The sequence below is a fragment of the Pedobacter sp. 05T44 genome, from assembly GCF_056395985.1.
This window is the reverse complement of the sequence record NZ_JBFTKO010000020.1, coordinates 35677-57082: the sequence shown is the minus strand read 5'-3', so window position 1 is coordinate 57082 and position 21406 is coordinate 35677. Positions and strand designations below refer to the sequence as shown.

Below are 21406 nucleotides of genomic sequence, written 5' to 3'. Positions count from 1 at the left end.
ACGATGAATAAATCTTCCTTTTATAACTTGTTTAAAACTATATTTATCTTAAAACTGACCTTGTATGAAATCAGATCTTGAAGAATTAATTGAAGCTTATGAAATCGAGAAAGTAGAACTTGAAAAACAGATTTCGGAGTATGTTGAAGAAGGTGACTATATCTATGCACATTATCATAACAAAGCCTTAAGAAAAATCAATAAAACACTCGATATCCTTAAGGACATACAGCATCCGTTTTACAGGCTTATTTCGGAAGAAAAAACTAAAGCGAGAAACATGACTAAGATGTTAACCCGCGAAGAATATAAAAAATACTTTGATCACTTGGGAACAGATTTTTTTGCAGAACGCCTGCAGGAAGGAGAAAATAAAATCCTTGAATGGCAGCGTGCGCCTGTTAGTCAGACATACGATAGTCAGGAGATCGATGACGCGCTTTTTCGTTTGGTTAAAGGGGTAGTGAGCAATTTCAAATTGTATTTTAAATCCAGGCCGGATATATACGCCAGATTTACATTAAAAGATCACACCATTGAAATTACATTGCTTTACGATGAAGACCCTTACTATGATCATCATGGGTGGATATTTGGAGATGGCAAAGAAATTAAACCTCTCGGATTTATTCTCAAAGACGAACAATGGATATATCAATATCATTTTGATAAGTTTAAAGACGCTTTGGAAATCAAAATCCTACTTGCCCGTTTAATCTATGATGTATTCAATTACGACCGCAGATTTGATTCAGCAAGAATAGTATATGATGATTAAATCTTCTATGGATTGTTTGCCTCAAACTTTGCCTTATCCAACCAGATACTCAATGTAATGGTAAAGTCATTAATTTAAAAAAGGGGCAATTATTTGAATTTCATAATAAATCGTTTGACGCGCATACTTTGAGCTCGGGGTAGAAAAATAAATTTGTCGTGTAATAAATACACTATGACTAAAGTCCTACCTTACTTTCTATTTTTCAGCTTTATAATTATTGATACCAAAACATCATCAGCGCAAACACTAAAACTTAAGGATGCTGTAAATACTGCTTTAACCAATTATGGAACCATTAAAGCTAAACAGAATTATGTTAACGCCTCACAAGCTTCCGTAAGGCAAGCTAAAACTGATTTCCTTCCAAACTTAAGCTTATCGGCCCAGCAAGACTATGGTACCATTAACGGACAAAATGGCCCTTCTTATGGCCTGGGCGGATTAGGTATAGCGTCAAGCGGACCAGCATTTGAAAAGCAAAACTGGAATTCCGCTTTCGGGGGCTTGTACCTTGCCAATATCAATTGGGATTTTTTCACCTTTGGCAGGATCAAAGAAAGGGTTAAAGTAGCCAATACGATCTTGCAAAGAGATCAGAACGACCTGGCGCAGGAAAAGTTTCAACAGCAAATCAAAGTCTCCGCAGCCTACCTGAATCTGCTGGCCGCCCAACGATTAGCTAAATCCCAGGAGAACAATCTCGAAAGAGCAATCACCTTCAAAAATACAGCAGTGATCAGGGCACACAACGGGCTAATTGCCGGCGTAGATTCATCACTTGCCAAAGCAGAAGTTTCAAGCGCAAAAATCTCGCTGACTAAGGCAAGAGACCTGGAACAGGAACAAGCCAATCGTTTAGGTATACTGATGGGTGTAACCTCAACAGAAATGGAACTGGATACGGCCTCTATTTCAAGAATTCCTCAACAGATGTATGCAGATAGCTTATTGAATGAAAAAAATCATCCGCTGATGCGATTCTACAAAAACAGGGTCGATGTGAGCAATGAGCAGGTAAACCTTTTCCGAAAATCCTACTATCCTACCTTTTCTCTTTTTGGCGTAATGCAGGGAAGAGGATCCGGATTTAGCTCCGCATACGCTCAAAACCAGACAGCCTTTACCCGAAGTTATTTTGATGGGATAAACCCAACCAGAGGAAACTATCTTTTGGGTGTCGGGGTAGTTTGGAATTTAACAAGCATACTGCGTACCAGCCCTCAGGTACGGGCGCAACAGTTCCAAAGTAAAGGGCTACAAGACGAATATGAACTTGTGGGCCAGCAATTACAAGCTCAATTATCATTAGCTAACGCCAAACTCAAAAATGCCATTGACAATTACAATGAAGCACCGATACAGGTTAAAGCGGCATCTGACGCCTATCTTCAGAAAAGTACTTTATATAAAAATGGATTAACTACAATAGTAGACCTTACCCAGGCATTGTATACCCTTAACCGCGCAGAAACTGACAGAGATATTGCCTACAACAATGTGTGGCAGGCATTATTGCTAAAATCGGCTGCACTTGGAGATTTTGACCTTTTCATCAACGAATTTTAATTAGCAATATTCATGAATTTAATCCGCTTTGCGCTTAGAAAACCTATCTCAATATTAGTATTGGTTGCCGGGCTATTCTTTTTTGGCATTAGTGCAGTAAACACCATTAAGGTAGATATTTTACCTAAAATGAACCTGCCGGTGATCTATATCGCCCACCCTTTCGGCGGTTACACCCCTACCCAGATGGAAGCTTACTTTGGCAAGCAATACGTTAACATCTTATTGTTTGCCAATGGCATTAAAACCATTGAAACCAAAAATATTCAGGGTCTGATGCTAATGAAGCTCACTTACTACGAAGGAACCAATATGGCTCAGGCAGCTTCCGAGCTCAGTGCCCTATCCAATCGTGCCCAGGCCATTTTTCCTCCGGGGTCACAGCCTCCCTTCATTATCCGTTTTGATGCTTCATCTCTTCCAATAGGTCAGCTTGTACTAAGCAGTCCTATAAGAACAAACAACGAATTGCAGGATATTGCCAACACCTATGTTCGTGCTTCATTTACTTCTATCCCAGGCTTGTTAGCACCTGCGCCTTTTGGTGGAAGTCCACGAACAATTGAAATAAATGTGGATCCGGTATTAATGCGTTCACATAATTTAACCGTAGACCAGGTAGTTGAAGCCATCAAAGTAAATAACCAAACAGCGCCTCCGGGTAATGTTCGTATAGGAGATAAGAATTACCTGACTCCAACCAATTATACAATCAAAAATGTTAAAGATTTTGAAAATATTCCATTATTTAAGGGGGGCGTACAAAACCTTTACCTGCGAGATGTTGCTGTAGTTAAGGATGGAGCAGATGCGACAGCTGGCTACGCCTTAATTAATGGTAAGCGTTCGGTATACCTGAGCATTGCCAAATCAGGTGACGCCTCTACATGGGATGTGGTTAGTAACTTAAAAAAGAATTTACCTCAGATTCAGAACACGCTGCCTGAGGATGTAAAACTGTCCTACGAATTTGACCAATCGGTATATGTGATCAATGCAGTAAAAAGTCTGATCAGCGAGGGCGCAATCGGCGCTATTCTTACCGGACTAATGGTATTACTATTTTTAGGTGACAAAAGGGCGGCATTGATTGTAATTCTAACCATACCAACTTCTATCATTGCGGGGGTTTTGTTTCTGAAGTTATTCGATCAAACCATCAATATCATGTCTTTAAGTGGCTTAGCATTAGCCATTGGTATCCTGGTCGACGAATCAACAGTAACGATAGAAAATATACACCAGCATTTTGATATGGGTAAACCCAAGGCCCTGGCCATTTGGGATGCCTGTAAGGAAATCGCCTTCCCAAAATTGCTGATCCTATTGTGTATCCTTGCTGTATTTGCACCCGCCTTTACCATGACAGGCATTCCCGGAGCACTATTCTTGCCATTGGCACTTGCAATTGGCTTCTCTATGATTGTTTCCTTCTTTTTATCACAAACCTTCGTACCTATCATGGCCAATTGGTTAATGGTAGCACACCCTAAAAAAACACCAAAGCATAGTAAAAGGATTACAGATGATGAGGCAGTTTTTAACGAAACAGGACTAGGACTGGAATCAGAAAAAGATACGCTAAATCAAAAGAAAATCCTTGTAGAACGTGAAGACTTCAGTAACGATGGCAAGATTTCCCTCTTTGACAGATTCAGGAATCGATTTATGCGCTTTCTGGATCGACTTATGGCTTATCGTAAACCTGTAGTATTGGTTTATTTGCTGGTCGTTATTGTAGCCGCAGCCTTGTTACTCACAAATATTGGAAGAGACGTACTGCCTAAAGTAAATTCCAGTCAGTTTCAGTTAAGGATGAAAGCTCCCGAAGGAACCAGATTGGAACGTACAGAAGCAAAAGTACAGGTGATCCTTAAGGAAATCAAAAGAATGGTTGGAGAGGACCATTTATCCATTAGTTCAGTATATGTAGGACAGCATCCATCTTTATTCTCTGTAAACCCGATTTATTTATTCATGGCAGGGCCACATGAAGCCGTCTTTCAGATTGGACTGAAAGATTATCATGCGGATATGGAAGAATTTAAAGATGAATTAAGGAAAAATGTAAAAAGACTTGAACCGGATATCAGTTTATCTTTTGAGCCAATAGAATTAACCGACAAGGTGTTAAGCCAGGGCTCTCCCACTCCTGTTGAAGTGCGCATAGCGGGTAAGAATAAAAAGATAAATGAAACTTACGCCAGAAAGGTACTCGCTGAACTGAAACAGATTCCTTATTTGCGTGACGTGCAAATTGCACAGTCTATCAAATACCCTGCGTTAAACGTAAATATTGACAGGATTAAAGCTGCTCAACTGGGTGTAGACATGAGCGATGTGTCCCGATCGTTAATAGCCTCTACCTCTTCCTCTCGTTATACAGATAAAAATGTCTGGGTAGATGAGAAAATTGGTTTAACCTATAATGTTCAGGTACAGGTTCCCTTTAATCAGATGAACACCAAAGAGAATATCGGCGAAATCCCCTTGCTTAGAAATAGCATCAGACCTATACTAAGTGATGTAGCCACTATTACTACAGATACCACTTATGGTGAAAATGACAATGTTGGCGCTATGCCCTACCTATCAGTTACGGCAAACCTGAACAAAATGGATCTGGGCTCCGCAAGTAAAGATGTAGACAAAGCGATTAAAGATTTGGGTGAACTGCCGAGAGGTTTGATTGTAAAACCAGTAGGTATGATCAATGTGCTGGGAGAGACCTTAAGCAGTTTACAATCCGGACTTCTTGTTGCCATTGTGGTTATATTCCTGATGCTCTCGGCAAATTTCCAGTCTTTTAAAGTACCATTGGTGATTTTAACTGCGGTACCTGCTGTTATACTCGGAGCGTTGCTGTTGTTAAGTATAACCGGTTCTACTTTAAATCTTCAATCTTATATGGGCATCATTATGTCTGTTGGGGTATCTATCGCTAATGCTGTACTTCTGATAACAAACGCTGAGCATTTACGTAAACATAGCGGGAATGCAGCAAGCGCGGCAAGAGAAGCTGCAGCGCTAAGGATCAGGCCCATCATTATGACCAGTGTGGCGATGGTTGCCGGAATGCTTCCGATGGCCATTGGCCATGGCGAAGGAGGAGACCAGGTTTCACCGCTTGGCAGAGCAGTAATTGGAGGTTTGATCGCTTCAACTATTGCGGTTTTGATAATTTTACCATTAGTATTTGCATGGGTACAAGGCAAGGAAACCACACAATCTATATCACTTGATCCGGAGGATAAAGAAAGTAAACATTACATCAAAGGATTAGCAGAATAACATAAAGGCATTTAAAATAACTTACAAATGAAAACAAACCTATTTCTAAACACAGTAGCCCTGGCAGGAGGAATTGCCATATTGGCTATAATGAACGGATGTACGGCCAAAGCAGAAAAAGAAGCAGACAAAAAAGAGAAGGCAGTTACTATTGTTACTTTTAAACTTAAAAAAGATAAGCTGGCCACCACACTGCAGCTGCCGGGAGAGCTAAGTGCTTACCAGCAGGTTGACTTGTATGCGAAGATAAGCAGCTTTATTAAAACATTAAAAGTAGATATCGGCTCACAGGTAAGTAAAGGTCAATTACTAATGACCCTGGAAGCACCAGAAACCAATTCTCAGTTGGCTGCCGCACAATCGCGACTCAAATCTCAGGAAGCTTTATACACCGCAAGCAAAGCGAATTACGAGCGTTTGTATGAGACTAGTAAAACCCCCGGTACCATTTCCAAAAATGACCTGGATCAGGCCATAGCCCGTAGAAATTCCGACCAGGCACAATTTGAAGCAACTAAAGCTGCATATAAAGAGGTGGCCGCGATTAGAGATTATCTGGAAATCCGCGCACCATTCAGCGGTATTATTACTGCCAGAAATGTGAATTTAGGTGCTTATGTGGGTCCGTCTGGCAAAGGGTCAGAGTTTCCATTACTTACCCTTCAGGAACAGAAAAATCTCCGTTTAGCCATTTCTATTCCTGAAGTATATACTGGGTATTTAAAGCAAGGTGATCAAATTAGCTTTACAGTAAAGTCAATGCCAGATCAGGTTTTTACCGCCAAAGTGAAACGCTTATCCGGTGCTTTAGATCTACGTCTTCGTTCCGAAAAAATAGAAATGGATGTTCCAAACACTTCAAAAAGACTATTGCCAGGCATGGTGGCTGAAGTTCACATTCCACTTCCCGCCAATGCAAGCACATTTGTGGTTCCTAAAAAAACAATACTGGAAACAGCTGAAGGTATCTTTGTGCTAAAAAACAACAACAATAAGATAGAAAAAATCGAAGTAAAAAAAGGCAGGGAAGCAGATGATAGAATAGAGATTTTCGGAGATCTTAAAGCAGACGATGAATTGGTAACAAATCCTTCAGAAGAAATGCAGACTGGTCAAGTCATACAACCATAATTTTACACGGAGGTTATAGCCAATGCTGAATAAAAATGAAGAACTTTATGTTGTGAATAAAATTGAAAGCCTTCAGGATTTTTATGAACGTCTAAAGATACGACATCCTGATGTTACCATCCCCAGTGTTGAAACGGTTACAAATGTCGGCCACTTTGGAGTATTCAAAAGATCTACGCACTGTTCGGCGCAACCATCTCCATATAATCGTAGGGATTATTATAAAATTTCCCTGATCCTTGGATCTGGAATACTCCATTATCCAAATCAGCGAATTATTGTAAAAGAACGAGGCCTGCTTTTTACCAACCCCAATATTCCCTATGCCTGGGAAGCAACCTCAGAAACGCAGGCTGGATTTTTTTGCCTGTTTACCGAGAATTTTATACATAACAGAAATGAAAGTCTCAGAGAGTCATTGTTATGGAAACTTCAAGGTTGTCCTATCATTTCTATTAATCAACATCAGGAAAAGATTTTCATGGAGCTATTTGCCAAGATGATGGCTGAGATGGAAAGTATGTATGTTCATAAATATGACATGCTCCGCAATTACATTCAATTAATTGTTCATGAGGCATTAAAGGTTCAACCACCGGACACTTATGTTAGGGAAAATAACGCAGCTGTAAGATTAACATCTATGTTTATAGAACTGCTTGAAAGGCAATTTCCGATAGGCTCCACTGATCATATACTTGAATTACGAACACCCCACGATTTCGCCGAACGACTCGCTGTGCATGTAAATCACCTCAATCATGCTGTAAAAGAGGTAACCGGCCGAACCACATCGGAACACATCTTGAAAAGAATAGCCACCGAAGCTGTGGCACTGCTAAGTCATACCGAATGGAATGTTGGCCAAATTGCATACTGCCTTGGTTTTGAGTACCCTGCCAATTTTAATATATTCTTTAAAAGACAGATGCAATGCACACCACGCTTTTTTAGACGGGAGCGAGTTCCTTCCTAATACCATGCCCATCGCCTGTAAAAGCAAAATCGTCGACGCAATCCCTGAGTTCGTCTATTATTCACTTGCAATGTCCGTTGTATTTGTACTTTAGAATACATTTTATTGCATGAAACCAGCTATTACATTTATAAAAGATATAAAACAGCATTAAAGGTCCCCCGTATACGCAGGTATATGGGTCTATTTTGATGTGATGCCTGGCCTGGATGGGCCGGGCAATCACAAACTTTCTGCTGATAGCAGACTGAGGTAAGTCTGCTTCCAGCGTGCCCGCAGTGCATAATCAGCACGCACTTAAAATGCGCCAAAACTTTACCTATCTTGATTTTGTTTATTACCACATGGCGTTAATCAAATTTACGAGCAAGGGCATTTATTGTGCACAAGGTGATTTTTATATTGACCCTTGGAAACCAGTTAACTACGCGGTGACCACTCATGGACATTCAGATCACGTAAAATCGGGCAATAAAGCCTATTTATGTCATGAGCTTACAAAATCAATTCTTAATCACCGGTTAGGCCCAGATCTAAACATACAGACCTTACCCTATCACAAAAAGATTACCATAAATGGTGTTAAGCTAAGTCTTGTCCCTGCAGGCCACGTTATRGGCTCTGCACAGATAAGACTCGAATATAAAGGCGAGATCTGTGTAATATCTGGCGACTATAAAGTAGAATACGATGGAATAACCACCCAATTTGAGCCTGTAAAGTGCCACACTTTCGTTTCTGAAAGTACTTTCGGACTGCCTATCTATAAATGGCAACCACAGCAAGAAGTGTTTGCACAGATAAAAGATTGGATATCTGGCAATCGGGATAAGAACAAAACCTCAGTACTTACCGCTTACAGCCTGGGCAAAGCACAAAGACTTATGAAAGGCCTGGAGGGTTATGGTGATATATATGTTCATAGCTCCATTGCAAATTTAAATGAAGGGTTTCTACACTCCGGGGTAAATTTACCAGAAACCATCAGGATCACCCCGGAAACTAGGAAAGAAGAACTGCAAAAAGGGATTGTCATTGTGCCGCCGGCACTTTCTGATGGCCGGTGGATTAAAACTTTAACCAGTCCGGCTACCGCGGTATGCTCTGGCTGGATGCAGGTAAGGGCTGGCAGAAGATGGCAAAGTGCCGATGCTGGCTTCGCATTAAGTGATCATGCCGATTGGCCCGGTCTATTGTCGGCAATAAAAGCTACGGAGGCAGAGAGAGTGTATATAACGCATGGCTTTACAGCAACCTTTTCCAAATACTTAAATGAAATAGGCATTGAATCTGAAGAAGTGAAAACGCAATATGGGAATGAGGAAGAAGAGGAGGAAAAATCGTGAAACGCTTTGCAGAACTTATACAACAGCTTGAAACAAGTAACAAAACAAATGATAAAATTGCGGCCCTTGTTGATTATTTCAATGAAGCTGATGATTTGGATAAACCTTATGTAATAGCCATGTTTACAGGCAAGCGCCCCAAACGCCCTGTAAGTACTGCTCTAATTAAATTGTGGGCTGTAGAGCTCAGCGAAATCCCCGAATGGTTATTTACAGAAAGCTATCATAATGTGGGCGACTTAAGTGAAACCATAGCCCTTATACTCCCCCCTCCTGTTCAGATTTCAGATCGTAAATTACACGAATGGATAAAGGATCTGGCTTTATTAAACGGGCAAGACGACACACATAAAAAGGCCTTTATTGTTAACGCCTGGAATAGTTTGGAAACAAGGGAACGCTTTATATTTAACAAGCTCATTTCGGGAAATTTCAGAATCGGTGTTTCCAACAAAATGCTTGTAAATGCGCTTGCAAAACAAAGTACAATCGAGAGCAGCAAAATCATGCACAGTATTATGGGCAAATGGGAACCTTCAGACATTACCTATAATGATCTTATTGCAGGTGTCCATGTAAATACCGACAACTCCTGGCCATATCCTTTTTGCCTGGCTTATGCTCTTGAATCTGAGCCTGCAAGCTTGGGTGAGCCAAAAGAATGGCAGGCTGAATGGAAATGGGATGGTATTCGCGGACAAATTATTAAGCGTAATGGAGAATTGTTCATTTGGTCGCGCGGCGAAGAACTGGTAACAGATCAATTTCCCGAACTACACTTCCTTGCGAATGAATTGCCAGATGGCACCGTACTGGATGGAGAGATACTTTCGGTTAAGGAAGGTAAAGTGCAGGCATTTAGCATACTGCAACAGAGATTAAACCGAAAAACCATTAATAAAGCACAGCTCAATGATGCGCCAGTAGGTTTTTACACCTACGACCTTCTTGAGCATAAAGGAAGGGATTTAAGAGAAGACCCTTTGGCCACCCGTAGACAATTACTTGAGCAAACAATTCAGCAACTACAGACTCAGGATATCGTTGCGCTCTCTCCCATAGTTATTTTTAGCGACTGGACATCTCTTGCAAAACTTAGAGAAGGTGCAAGAGAACTGAACAGTGAAGGTATTATGCTCAAAAAACTAGATTCATTATACCATTCAGGAAGAAAGCGCGGAGATTGGTGGAAATGGAAAATAAACCCTTATACTGTTGATACGGTAATGATCTATGCGCAAAAAGGAAGTGGTCGCAGGGCCAACTTCTATACCGATTATACCTTTGCTGTGCGCGATGGGGATCAACTAATCACTGTTGCTAAGGCTTATTCCGGGTTAACGGATGCTGAAATTAAAGAAGTAGATCGTTTTGTAAAGAAAAATGCTGTAGAGAAATTCGGCCCCGTACGCACAGTAAAGCCAGAACTGGTATTCGAAATAGCCTTTGAAGGGATAGCCGAAAGTAAAAGGCACAAGGCAGGGCTGGCATTAAGGTTTCCCCGAATTGCCCGCTGGAGAAAAGATAAGAAAGCCGATGAAATCAATACGCTTGACGACCTTAGGCAATTATTACAATCTACATTATGAAACTGGAAAATAGCAAGGGGTATAAGCAGGTTATAAGTTGGCTAAAACTTAGCAAAAAAAGACCTTTTAAGTTTCAAACTGAAGCATGGCAATATTATGCTGAAGGCTATAGCGGCCTGGTGAACGCTCCTACCGGCTTTGGCAAAACCTATTCTATATTTTTAGCTGTAGTAATTGATGAGCTGAATAAAAGAGCTGAACTGAAAACCACAGCACTTAAAATTAAAACTAGGAAAAACACGACCGGACTAAAATTAATCTGGATAACACCTCTTCGATCCTTAGCTAAAGACCTGGCCCGCGCTATGCGCGAGGTTTGTGATGAGTTGCAACTGGACTGGATGGTGGGTGTAAGAAATGGAGACACCCCACAAAGCGAAAAGCTAAAACAGAAAAAACAAATGCCAGAGGTGCTCATCATCACACCTGAAAGTATGCACCTGCTGCTTGCCCAAAAAAGTACTTTCAATTACTTTGATCAATTACAATGTATAGTTGCTGATGAATGGCATGAACTGCTGGGTAGCAAACGTGGTGTGATGGCGGAATTGGCGATTTCAAGAATAAAAGGGTTGCTTACAGCGCAACACCCAGAAAGACTTGTAAGGATATGGGGAATCTCGGCAACCATTGGCAATATGGAGCAGGCGATGGACGTACTTGTACCTTACACCGATTTGCTTAAAACCATAATAAAATCCGACATTAAAAAGAAGATCGTTATCAAATCAATATTACCAGATCATGTAGATATGTTGCCCTGGGCTGGTCATTTAGGACATAAGTTGGCTAATAAACTCATCCCTATTATTAATAAAAGTAAAACCACTTTAATATTTACCAATACCCGGGGGCAGGCCGAACTCTGGTACCAGACCTTGCTTGCCCAGGACGAAAACCTTGCCGGCTTACTCGCTATCCATCATGGTTCTATAGATTATGAATTGAGGAACTGGATTGAAGACGCATTACATTCAGGAGTGCTTAAGGCTGTTGTATGCACGTCATCTTTAGATTTAGGTGTGGATTTTAAACCCGTTGATACCGTAGTTCAGATTGGCTCTCCAAAAGGTGTTGCCAGGTTTCTACAACGCGCCGGGCGCAGTGGGCACTCCCCTAACGAAACTTCTAAGATTTATTTTCTGCCTACTCACGCGCTAGAACTTGTGGAGGCTGCAGCAATAAAAGAAGCGGCAAGAATACAAGATATCGAAAGCAGAGAGCCTATTGTAATGTCATTTGATACATTGATCCAGTACCTGGTTACTTTAGCCGTTGGCGATGGCTTTGATGATGAAAAGATCTTTTTTGAGATTAAGCAAACCCATGCTTTCAGGGAACTGCTGCCTCAGGAATGGAGCTGGATCATGCAATTTATTACCACGGGCGGGGATAGCTTAACAGCTTATAATGAGTTCAGCAAAGTGACAAAAAGCACAGATGGGCTTTGGAAAGTGGAAAGCAGACAAATTGCAATGCGCCACAGATTACACATAGGAACAATAGTTAGTGATGCCATGCTTAAAGTAAAATACCTAACCGGTGGCTATGTTGGTATGATTGAAGAATCATTCATATCACGGATGAAACCAGGAAGTAGCTTTACCCTTGCCGGCAGGGTACTTGAATTTATAATGGTTAAGGAGATGATGGTATTGGTTAGAAAAAGTAAACTTAAACAAGCCATTAGCCCAAGTTGGATGGGAGGCCGTATGTCGCTAACCGCAAATCTTGGTAGCGTACTTAGAAAGAAATACAATGAAACACTCGATAAGCAGCACGGAGATGAAGAACTCGATTTCATACTGCCCTTATTTGAGCGTCAGGCCAAGGTTTCTCATGTTCCTAAAAGCGACGAGTTTTTAATTGAACTGATCAATACCAAGGATGGTTACCATTTCTTTGCTTATCCCTTTGAAGGCAGACAGGTACATGAGATCATGGCTGCATTAATAGCCTACAGACTTGGACGCGTGCAACCAATAAGCTTCTCTATTGCTATGAACGATTATGGCTTTGAGTTGCTCAGTGAGCAGCCTATCCCTCTAGACGAAAATTCTATAAAAGACCTATTTAGCCCTGTAAACCTTACCGACGATATTGTGGCTAGTATAAATGCAACAGAAATGGCCCGACGTAAGTTCAGAGACATTGCCTGCATTTCGGGACTTGTATTTCAGGGATATCCCGGGAAATATGTTGCGAACAAGCACTTACAATCATCCGCTTCCCTATTTTTTAATGTTTTTAGCGATTATGATAAACATAACTTATTATTGCGTCAGTCATACGATGAAGCATTTTATCAACAGATTGAAGAGCCTAGATTAGCCGCAGCCCTACACCGCGTACAAGCCAGTAAGGTTATTATTATAAAAACGGACAGTTATACCCCACTCTGTTTCCCCATAAAAGTAGACAGTTTAAGAGATAATATGAGCAGTGAAGAACTTAGTCAGCGGATTGAAAGGATGACTTCAGAATCGGAAAAACGAGTACAGGTAAAAAGAAAAAAGCAAAAAAATGACCATTGATTGTAAAGGCGAGCAACTGATATTAAGCAATGAGAGAGCTATATACTGGCCAGCCAGAAAAATGCTTATCATTAGTGATCTTCATATTGGCAAGTCTGCTCATTTTAGAAAATCAGGCATACAAGTTCCTGATGCAATAAACCATACCGACTTACAAAGACTGACCACTTTGATGTCGGAATTTAACCCTGAAAATCTGCTGGTTACCGGCGACATGTTCCACAATAACATTAACAGCGACGCCAATGCTTTTATGCACTGGCGAAATGGCTATGCCAACCTTAAAGTTATTTTGATAAAAGGAAATCACGACAATTTAAAGAATGAAGATTATGAGGCTTTAGGAATTGAAGTCCATCAAAAAGAGTTACTGCTGGCACCTTTTAGATTTATACATGATAAACCTGGAGAGGTTGATGAATATTATAACATCACGGGTCATATACATCCAGGTGTAGTTATTTATGGAAGGGCTAAGCAGCAATTGAAGTTCCCTTGCTTTTACTTTGGAAAACATTGCGCCATATTACCAGCTTTTAGTGTTTTTACAGGACTAAAAATATTAGATGCAGAGCAGGGCGATTGCTTTTATGCCATCACACCTGCTAAGGTTGTAAGGGTTTAGGCAATTTGTTTATTCAAATTTTGCATCCAGGAATTGAACATATCCTGCTCAATTTTTATAACCAGTTCAGCATGTTTTTCCCAGTCCGCATCAAAGCTTCTAAGTTGGTTCAACATTTCTTCCAGGTGACCTTCTTCTTCAAGAATGATCGATTTAACGGTTACCTTGCTGCCTGCGGCAGTTAAAACATCCTGATAAACAGGGTATAGCTCATCTGCACGTACCTCAATTGCATAGGTTACAAAAAGATAAGCTGCAAACTTTAGTTCATATCCGCTTAAATTAAAATGCTGTTTCAAATAACGGCATACCGCTACATCCAAAGCATTTAAATAAAATTTGGTATCGTTAGGAGCCAATAGCTCATCGCTGGTATAGGTTTTGCAAAGATCGCCATCCAGTTTGTCCAGTTGCTTTTTTAAATAATAAGCATGACGATGTTCCTCTGCTGCATGTTTAAGAATTATAAGGTTCACCTTTTCTTTATGCTCCGATGCAGAGATTTTCTTTGCACCTGCATTTTCCATATACGACAAGGTATTTAACCACTTGGCATGTAAAACATTATCGCTTACTATGTTCTCTAAAATCGGTTTAATGTTCATTACTGTTTTTATTATAATATTGCTAATAACACATTGTTTTTTTGATGTCTTCTTTTTCTTTACAGGCGGTCGTCATCTCCACGATAGGAGAGATTTCTTGAAATGGCATAACCAAGAGATTTCTCCTATCGCCGAGATGACGAGGCGCAGACTACTCTTATATATCGTTTAGTGCTTCATTAATAGTTTGGTAAATATAATCAAGGTCTTCATTACTGATTATATAAGGCGCTAAAATATAAATGATATTTCCTAGCGGCCTAAGTATAATCCCCCTGTCCAGAAAGTAATTGTACAATTGATTTCTCAATCCACTTAAATAAGAGGTATCTGAACCTGTTTCCCACTCCATTACCAATATGGTTCCTGCCTGCMTTACATCCTTAAGCTTTGGATGACCTTTTATCTGTGAAGCAAAAGCTTCATGTTTTGCTACTACTCTATGAATGTTCTCAAGCGTTTCCGGTTTTAATAAAATATCCAGACTGGCCAATGAGGCTGCACAAGTTACCGGATTAGCCGTAAATGAATGTCCGTGATATAAGGTTTTAAGCTTGTCATCACTTAAAAATGCGTCAAATATTTTTTGGTTACATGTAGTAATCCCCATTGGCATAGTGCCACCTGTAAGCCCTTTAGACAAACAAAAAATATCAGGATTGGTATTTAGTGCTTCGCAGGAGAAATACTTACCAGTGCGCCCAAAACCAGTCATCACTTCATCTGCTATTGTCAATATCCCGTGTTTCTGACAAGTTTCAATTAACTGATCCAGATACTGGGGTTCATACATTAACATTCCGCCTGCACCTAAAACCATCGGTTCAAATATAAAGCAGGCAACCTCATTAGAAAGATAATTGATCTTAGATTTAAGCTGCTCAATATTCCGCTCATTAGGAAGATCAATAAATTCAACATCAAACAAAAGAGAAGCAAAGGGATCAGTAAAAATACTCCGTCCACTCACCGACATGGCACCAAACGTATCGCCATGATAAGCCTCCCTAAATGCAATAATTTTAGTACGGGGCTGCTTGGTCGTATTAACCCAATACTGTAAGCACATTTTAATGGCTACCTCTACAGCTGTAGATCCATTATCACTATAAAACACCTTTTCCTGCTTACCAGGCAATAATGGCAGCAGACGTTCTGCCAGCTGTACAGCCGGTTCATGGGTAAAACCTGCAAATATTACATGCTCTAAAGTCTTTAATTGTTCAGCAACTTTAGCGGCAATATGAGGATGAGCGTGTCCATGAATGGTAACCCACCAGCTGGAAACGGCATCAATATATTTCTTGCCATCTTCATCAAATAAGTAAACACCCTCTCCTCTTACAATTGGGACATGAGGTGCTGCATTTTTCATTTGTGTGTAAGGATGCCATATTACTTTTTTATCCCTTTCGGCTAAACTCATTGGTTTCTTTCTTTAATTAATAGTTCTACTACAGTTTTGTCAGTTTTAAAAGTCACGTCGTCAGTTTTAAGGTCATTTAAACTAACCCATCTAAACGACTGTAAGGTATTTTCGTCAAAATCAAATACATCAGTCTTAAAATTCAACGCTAAAGGATGTAATGCTTTTACGGTATAATAAATACTTAAAATCTGACTATCGTTAAAAGAAGATTGCTCATAGAAGTCGGTAGTATAAAGATGATTGAGTATCTCAATTTCAGCGTTGCATTCTTCCATAAACTCCCGTTTAAGGGCGTCTATAAGACCTTCACCCAGCTCTAATCCACCACCGGGGAATTTACTGAATGTCCGGCCACCAGATTGTTCGTCGCTAATCAGTACCTGGTTTTCAGCATTAATTAGTAAGCCGTATACTCTTACATTAAAATAACTCATTGATCGAAGTGTTTTTGATTTTTAGTTGCATTCTCGATTGTCCATTTAATTTCACCTCTAAAGGCTTCCTTCCTTACCGGACAATCATTCATTTTACAATAGTTACAGCAAGCAGGTAAGCAAGGGTCTGCGTGAATAAACAATTCTGTTTTCCGATGTGCATTGCCATTTATAAGCTTATCAATACTTGATATTTCCTGATGAACACGATTGAGATCGAAATAATAAGGGAGCGTGAAGTGGCAATCTATATGCAGATCGGCACCATACTGCTGCGCCCTCAGGTTGTGTACATCTATCCAGGGTTCCTTTCGGTTTTTCTGCAAAATTTCGATAATGTCTTTTACAAGATCAATATTACTTTCATCCATCAATCCACCTATAGATCTTCGCGTAAGCTTATATCCGTTGTAAATGATGTATAATCCTAATAAAATCGAGATCACGCTATCCAGCCAATAGATTTTGGTGAGTTGTATTAAAATTACACCAACCACCAGACCGGCACTGGTTATGGCATCAGTAAGCAAGTGTTTCCCATCAGCCTCCAGTGTAATTGAATTGTGTTTTTTGCCGGTATTTATCAGATAAAAACCTATAATTAAGTTTACAATTCCGGTTGCCCCTATAATAATAGCCCCTTCAAAAAGCTGATGAATTGGCTTAGGATAGATTAAATCGTAAGTAGATTTAAAGATAATGATCAATCCGGCAATGGTTATTAGCGTACCTTCCAGAAAAGCTGAGAAAAACTCCACTTTACCATGACCATAAGGATGATTTTTATCTTTAGGGATGGTGGCCAGATAGATGCTATAAAACGCAAAGCTGCTGGCCAGTACATTCACAATACTCTCTAAAGCATCGGTTAAAATTGCATTGGACTGAGTGATGAAATAGGCAACAAATTTTGCCAGCATAAGCGCTATCCCGATGCATAAAGAAAGAAGTATCGCCTTTTTTTTAGGTTGCACTTTATAGAGATTAGCCACCAAAAATACAGTTTCACTATCGAATTACATTAAAAAGTATTTTTTTTAGTTTATAATTCAGTGAGGTTCATATATTTGTCACTGCACAAAATTAAATTTGCCCACGCACAAATTATTATGACATTTTTATCCAAAAGAATCAATAACCTATCTGAGTCACAGACAATTAAAATGGCTAAGTTAGGCAGAGAGCTATCCGCAAAAGGAATAGACGTTATTAACCTAAGCTTTKGTGAGCCAGACTTCTTTACACCTGAGTTTGTTAAGGAGGCTGCAAAGACCGCTGTAGATGAGAATTACTCTTACTACACTCCGGTTTCTGGTTACCCTGAACTACGTAAGGCAGTTGCAGAAAAGTTATTGAGAGAAAATGGATTAACCTATGGTTTCGATCAGATTGTAGTTTCTACAGGAGCTAAACAATCACTTGCCAACGCAGTAATGTGTCTTGTTGATCCAGGAGACGAGGTTATCGTTCCAACCCCTTACTGGGTATCTTATTCAGAAATGATTAAACTTGGTGAAGGTGAAACAGTATTCATCAACGCTACAGTTGAAAACAACTTTAAAATTACAGGAGCGCAATTAGAAGCAGCAATTACTCCTAAAACCAAATTGTTCATGTTTTCTTCGCCATGCAATCCAACCGGATCTGTTTACAGCAAAGAAGAATTGGCTGATTTAGTAGCTGTTTTTGAAAAACACCCGAACATCTATATCATCTCTGATGAAATTTATGAGCACATCAACTTTGTTGGTAAACATGCTTCAATTGCTGAATTTGATTCAGTTAAAGACAGAGTAATCCTGATCAATGGTTTCTCTAAATCTTACGCTATGACTGGCTGGAGAGTTGGTTACATGGCTGCGAATAAAGAAATTGCAAATGCTTGCGATAAACTACAAGGCCAAATCACTTCAGGTACTTCTTCTATCGCTCAACGCGCGGCTTTAGCCGCATATCAGGGTGGTTTAGATACGGTAAACGAAATGGTTGGCGAATTCAAAAAACGTAGAGACATCGTTTATGCCCTATTAACAGAAATTCCAGGTGTTAAGGTAAATCTTCCAGACGGAGCTTTTTATTTCTTCCCTGAAATAAAATCTTACTTTGGTAAAACCGATGGTACTCAAACCATCAATAGCGCAGAAGACTTAAGCTTGTTCTTATTAAACGAAGCTCATGTATCTACTGTTACAGGTGAAGCATTCGGAAACAACGATTGTATCAGAATTTCCTATGCTGCAGCTGAAGATAAACTTAGAGATGCAGTTTCAAGAATCAAAGCTGCTTTAGCTAAATTGAGCTAAGTTAGTACTTAGATATTGGTATTTAGTACTTAGACATCAAGCTCAAAATATAACAAAAGGCCTGTTTCGTCATCCGGAACAGGCCTTTTTATTTCTTTATGTTTCTCCCTATTACTCCATCCGTGTTGGACTAGCGAGTTTATGCTGAGGCGCCATATTTAAAAACTGAGTGTTCTGGGAAAAGGCATAGGAAATTTTGTCCTTTTTCAGGGCAAAAGATTCCAGCCTTTGAGTAGTAATACTCAGTTTTTAAGCAAAGAGCGAAGCCATATTATGAGCGAATCGCTTCAACAGGATCCAACCTCGACGCTGCGTAAGCCGGCCAAAAGCCCGATATTGTGCCTATAATAACAGACACACCTATTCCCAGCATAATATTCTTCATAAATAAGATCATCTCAAAACCGGCGGCACTGGCTGCTAAGGTAGCCAAGTAAACCAGGAGCAAGCCTAACAGCCCTCCGAGCAGGCACAGCGCTATTGCTTCAAATAGAAACTGCAGCATAATAAAATAATTTTTAGCGCCCAGCGATTTCTGAATACCGATAATATTGGTGCGTTCTTTTACCGAAACAAACATAATGTTAGCAATACCAAACCCTCCGACAAGAATAGAAAAGCCACCAATAACCCAACCTGCTATATCAACCATTCCGAACATGGTATCTAACTGATTAGATGCGATAGTACTCTTATTCAAAGAGAAATCATCCTCTACACCAGGCCTTAGCCTTCTAATGGAACGCATAGTCCCTTGTATTTCACTTTCAATCTCATCAAGAGCAATGTGTTCAAAACCCCTTACCGTAATTGATGGATCATATCTATCGCTTTCGATATCCATAATACCCTTCGCAAAATTTAAAGGCATTACAATATTTTTATCCTGCGACATACCCAGAATATCTTCTCCTTCTTTCTTAAAAACACCAACTACATTCAATTTACGGCCCATTACTATTATGGATTTACCAATTGCTGGTTCTCCATTAAATAAACCTTCAGCTACAAGAGCACCAATAAGAACAACAGGAGAACCTGCCCTTCCTTCATTCTCAGTAAAATATCGACCTTCCTGAAAATCCAGGGTCCATGTTTTATTGAAATCCTGAGAAGCGGCTCTTACTCCCACACCTTCTACAGAATTACTTCTGTATTTAATGGTTCTCTCATTTGCCCAGATTTCATAAGACAAGCCTTCGGCATGTTCCAGACGATCCCTAAGCAACTCATAATCTCTCAGCGACGGCACAGGTCTGTTCATATATTTCCACCACGGATAATCTCCAAAACCACCCCATGGCCATTTCTGAACAAATATTGTTTTAGAACCCAGTTTATCTATACTTGCCTGCAGTTTACTTCTAAAAGTATCAGCAGCAGAAAACACGAATATGATTGCAAAAATACCAATGGTGATCCCTAATAAGGAAAGCATGGTGCGAAGCTTATTTTGGCGGAGAGCATCAAATGCAAATCGAAAACTTTCGCCTATTAGTTTGAGAATGATCATAATTAATGTTTAGACCAAAACTAACCAAAAAGGTTACAGAAAAACATTATATAATATAAAAAATACATTTATGTTTATGAATAAAACATATCTTGTTTATCAGGACGTAAGTTAATTGCAAAAAAGAAKATTATATTTTGTAAATTTGCGCCCTTAATTATCACATCGAAAAATATGAAGTTATCTCAATTTAAGTTTAATCTACCTGAATCATTAGTTGCCAATAATCCTTCAGAACAAAGGGACGAAGCCCGTTTAATGGTTTTACACAAGGATAGTGGCAAAATTGAACATAAAATATTTAAGGATATTTTAGGTTATTTTGATGATAAGGATGTAATGATATTGAACAACACCAAAGTTTTTCCTGCCCGTTTATACGGAAACAAGGAAAAAACAGGTGCGACAATTGAAGTCTTCTTATTACGTGAACTGAACAAAGAATTACGTTTATGGGATGTTTTGGTTGATCCGGCCCGTAAAATCCGCGTTGGAAACAAATTATACTTTGGTGATGACGATTTATTAGTTGCCGAAGTTGTTGATAACACCACCTCACGCGGACGTACCATCCGTTTCCTATTTGATGGAACTGACGAAGAATTCAGAAAAAATATCGAAATCCTTGGCGAAACGCCACTTCCAAAATACATTAAGCGTAAAGCTACTGCGCAGGATAAAGAACGTTATCAAACTATATTTGCAAAACATGAAGGTGCAGTTGCTGCCCCAACTGCTGGCTTGCATTTTAGCAGAGAGTTGATGAAACGTCTGGAATTAAAAGGTATTAATTTTGCAGAAGTTACTTTACATGTTGGCTTAGGTACTTTCAGATCTGTAGAGGTTGAAGATTTAACTAAACACAAAATGGACTCAGAACAGTACATTATTGAGCAAAAAGATGCAGATATTGTAAATAAAGCGATTGAAGAAAAAAGAAGGGTTTGTGCTGTTGGAACTACTTCGATGCGTGCAATAGAATCTGCTGTTTCTTCAAACAGAACACTTAAGGCGGCTAACGACTGGACGAGCAAGTTCATCTTCCCTCCATATGATTTCAGTATCGCTAACTCAATGATTACTAACTTCCACACTCCGGAATCAACTTTATTGATGATGGTAAGTGCATTTGGCGGTTACGATTATGTTAGACATGCTTATGAAGTAGCTTTAAAAGAAAAATACCGTTTCTATAGCTATGGTGATGCTATGTTAATCATTTAGTACTTTAGATACTAGTACTTAGTATTTAGACAAAATGCAAATAGCTCATTAACTATACG

Annotated in this window: 16 protein-coding genes; 11 read left to right on the top strand and 5 right to left on the bottom strand. The window is 39.6% G+C overall.

Features of this window, described 5'->3' with window-relative positions; translation table 11 throughout:
* Nucleotides 1-64: 64 nt before the first annotated feature.
* From AC1DDK_RS22850 to pdeM, 9 genes are all read left to right on the top strand, one after another.
* A complete protein-coding gene (locus tag AC1DDK_RS22850; RefSeq protein WP_337718157.1) occupies nucleotides 65-778 on the top strand; it encodes a hypothetical protein in 714 nt (237 codons plus the stop codon).
* 174 nt (nucleotides 779-952) lie between these two features.
* Nucleotides 953-2347 (top strand): TolC family protein, encoded by a 1395-nt coding sequence (locus AC1DDK_RS22845; RefSeq protein WP_337718155.1) that lies wholly within the window; start codon nucleotides 953-955, stop codon nucleotides 2345-2347.
* Between the two features lie 12 nt (nucleotides 2348-2359).
* On the top strand, nucleotides 2360-5638 hold the full coding sequence (locus AC1DDK_RS22840) for an efflux RND transporter permease subunit (RefSeq protein WP_172659143.1): 3279 nt from the start codon (nucleotides 2360-2362) through the stop codon (nucleotides 5636-5638).
* Nucleotides 5639-5665: 27 nt separating this feature from the next.
* The gene (locus AC1DDK_RS22835) at nucleotides 5666-6769 is read left to right on the top strand and encodes an efflux RND transporter periplasmic adaptor subunit (protein ID WP_288883948.1); all 1104 of its coding nucleotides are present in this window, start codon (nucleotides 5666-5668) and stop codon (nucleotides 6767-6769) included.
* 22 nt (nucleotides 6770-6791) lie between these two features.
* Nucleotides 6792-7745, top strand: a complete 954-nt coding sequence (locus AC1DDK_RS22830) for a helix-turn-helix domain-containing protein (protein WP_216854298.1) — start codon at nucleotides 6792-6794, stop codon at nucleotides 7743-7745.
* Nucleotides 7746-8047: 302 nt separating this feature from the next.
* The gene (locus tag AC1DDK_RS22825; RefSeq protein ID WP_477634084.1) at nucleotides 8048-9091 is read left to right on the top strand and encodes a ligase-associated DNA damage response exonuclease; all 1044 of its coding nucleotides are present in this window, start codon (nucleotides 8048-8050) and stop codon (nucleotides 9089-9091) included.
* Nucleotides 9088-10680 (top strand): ATP-dependent DNA ligase, encoded by a 1593-nt coding sequence (locus AC1DDK_RS22820; RefSeq protein WP_172659145.1) that lies wholly within the window; start codon nucleotides 9088-9090, stop codon nucleotides 10678-10680. The genes AC1DDK_RS22825 and AC1DDK_RS22820 overlap by 4 nt, the downstream gene beginning before the upstream one ends.
* Nucleotides 10677-13214, top strand: a complete 2538-nt coding sequence (locus AC1DDK_RS22815; protein WP_337718151.1) for a ligase-associated DNA damage response DEXH box helicase — start codon at nucleotides 10677-10679, stop codon at nucleotides 13212-13214. Before AC1DDK_RS22820 ends, AC1DDK_RS22815 begins: the two co-directional genes overlap by 4 nt.
* Nucleotides 13204-13839 carry a ligase-associated DNA damage response endonuclease PdeM gene (pdeM, locus tag AC1DDK_RS22810; protein ID WP_172659147.1) on the top strand — a complete coding sequence of 212 codons (636 nt, stop codon included), beginning with the start codon at nucleotides 13204-13206 and terminating at the stop codon, nucleotides 13837-13839. Before AC1DDK_RS22815 ends, pdeM begins: the two co-directional genes overlap by 11 nt.
* On the opposite strand, the gene AC1DDK_RS22805 is transcribed toward pdeM, so the two are convergent.
* The 4 genes from AC1DDK_RS22805 to AC1DDK_RS22790 form a co-directional block, all read right to left on the bottom strand.
* The gene (locus tag AC1DDK_RS22805) at nucleotides 13836-14444 is read right to left on the bottom strand and encodes a hypothetical protein (protein WP_172659148.1); all 609 of its coding nucleotides are present in this window, start codon (nucleotides 14442-14444) and stop codon (nucleotides 13836-13838) included. The genes pdeM and AC1DDK_RS22805 overlap by 4 nt on opposite strands.
* 157 nt (nucleotides 14445-14601) lie before the next feature.
* Complete coding sequence (gene bioA, locus AC1DDK_RS22800) at nucleotides 14602-15870, bottom strand: adenosylmethionine--8-amino-7-oxononanoate transaminase (protein WP_477634083.1); 1269 nt, start codon at nucleotides 15868-15870, stop codon at nucleotides 14602-14604.
* Nucleotides 15867-16307 carry an NUDIX domain-containing protein gene (locus tag AC1DDK_RS22795; protein ID WP_172659150.1) on the bottom strand — a complete coding sequence of 147 codons (441 nt, stop codon included), beginning with the start codon at nucleotides 16305-16307 and terminating at the stop codon, nucleotides 15867-15869. The genes bioA and AC1DDK_RS22795 overlap by 4 nt, the downstream gene beginning before the upstream one ends.
* Entirely contained in the window at nucleotides 16304-17281 is a 978-nt protein-coding gene (locus AC1DDK_RS22790) for a cation diffusion facilitator family transporter (RefSeq protein WP_172659151.1), read from the bottom strand. The genes AC1DDK_RS22795 and AC1DDK_RS22790 overlap by 4 nt, the downstream gene beginning before the upstream one ends.
* 135 nt (nucleotides 17282-17416) lie before the next feature.
* On the opposite strand from AC1DDK_RS22790, the gene AC1DDK_RS22785 reads away from it, so the two are divergent.
* Nucleotides 17417-18610, top strand: a complete 1194-nt coding sequence (locus AC1DDK_RS22785) for a pyridoxal phosphate-dependent aminotransferase (protein ID WP_477634082.1) — start codon at nucleotides 17417-17419, stop codon at nucleotides 18608-18610.
* A gap of 271 nt (nucleotides 18611-18881) precedes the next feature.
* On the opposite strand, the gene AC1DDK_RS22780 is transcribed toward AC1DDK_RS22785, so the two are convergent.
* The gene (locus AC1DDK_RS22780; RefSeq protein ID WP_172659153.1) at nucleotides 18882-20123 is read right to left on the bottom strand and encodes an ABC transporter permease; all 1242 of its coding nucleotides are present in this window, start codon (nucleotides 20121-20123) and stop codon (nucleotides 18882-18884) included.
* A 174-nt stretch (nucleotides 20124-20297) separates the two neighbouring features.
* On the opposite strand from AC1DDK_RS22780, the gene queA reads away from it, so the two are divergent.
* On the top strand, nucleotides 20298-21347 hold the full coding sequence (gene queA, locus AC1DDK_RS22775) for a tRNA preQ1(34) S-adenosylmethionine ribosyltransferase-isomerase QueA (RefSeq protein ID WP_172659154.1): 1050 nt from the start codon (nucleotides 20298-20300) through the stop codon (nucleotides 21345-21347).
* Nucleotides 21348-21406 lie beyond the last annotated feature (59 nt).

Excerpts from the sequence above, each read along its gene's own strand:
- AC1DDK_RS22850 (WP_337718157.1), top strand. The coding sequence starts at position 65 with ATGAAATCAGATCTTGAAGAATTAATTGAAGCTTATGAAATCGAGAAA.
- AC1DDK_RS22830 (WP_216854298.1), top strand. The coding sequence starts at position 6,792 with ATGCTGAATAAAAATGAAGAACTTTATGTTGTGAATAAAATTGAAAGC.
- queA (WP_172659154.1), top strand. The coding sequence starts at position 20,298 with ATGAAGTTATCTCAATTTAAGTTTAATCTACCTGAATCATTAGTTGCC.
- AC1DDK_RS22835 (WP_288883948.1), top strand. The coding sequence starts at position 5,666 with ATGAAAACAAACCTATTTCTAAACACAGTAGCCCTGGCAGGAGGAATT.
- pdeM (WP_172659147.1), top strand. The coding sequence starts at position 13,204 with ATGACCATTGATTGTAAAGGCGAGCAACTGATATTAAGCAATGAGAGA.
- AC1DDK_RS22805 (WP_172659148.1), bottom strand. The coding sequence starts at position 14,444 with ATGAACATTAAACCGATTTTAGAGAACATAGTAAGCGATAATGTTTTA.
- AC1DDK_RS22815 (WP_337718151.1), top strand. The coding sequence starts at position 10,677 with ATGAAACTGGAAAATAGCAAGGGGTATAAGCAGGTTATAAGTTGGCTA.
- AC1DDK_RS22845 (WP_337718155.1), top strand. The coding sequence starts at position 953 with ATGACTAAAGTCCTACCTTACTTTCTATTTTTCAGCTTTATAATTATT.
- AC1DDK_RS22840 (WP_172659143.1), top strand. The coding sequence starts at position 2,360 with ATGAATTTAATCCGCTTTGCGCTTAGAAAACCTATCTCAATATTAGTA.
- AC1DDK_RS22780 (WP_172659153.1), bottom strand. The coding sequence starts at position 20,123 with ATGATCATTCTCAAACTAATAGGCGAAAGTTTTCGATTTGCATTTGAT.
- AC1DDK_RS22795 (WP_172659150.1), bottom strand. The coding sequence starts at position 16,307 with ATGAGTTATTTTAATGTAAGAGTATACGGCTTACTAATTAATGCTGAA.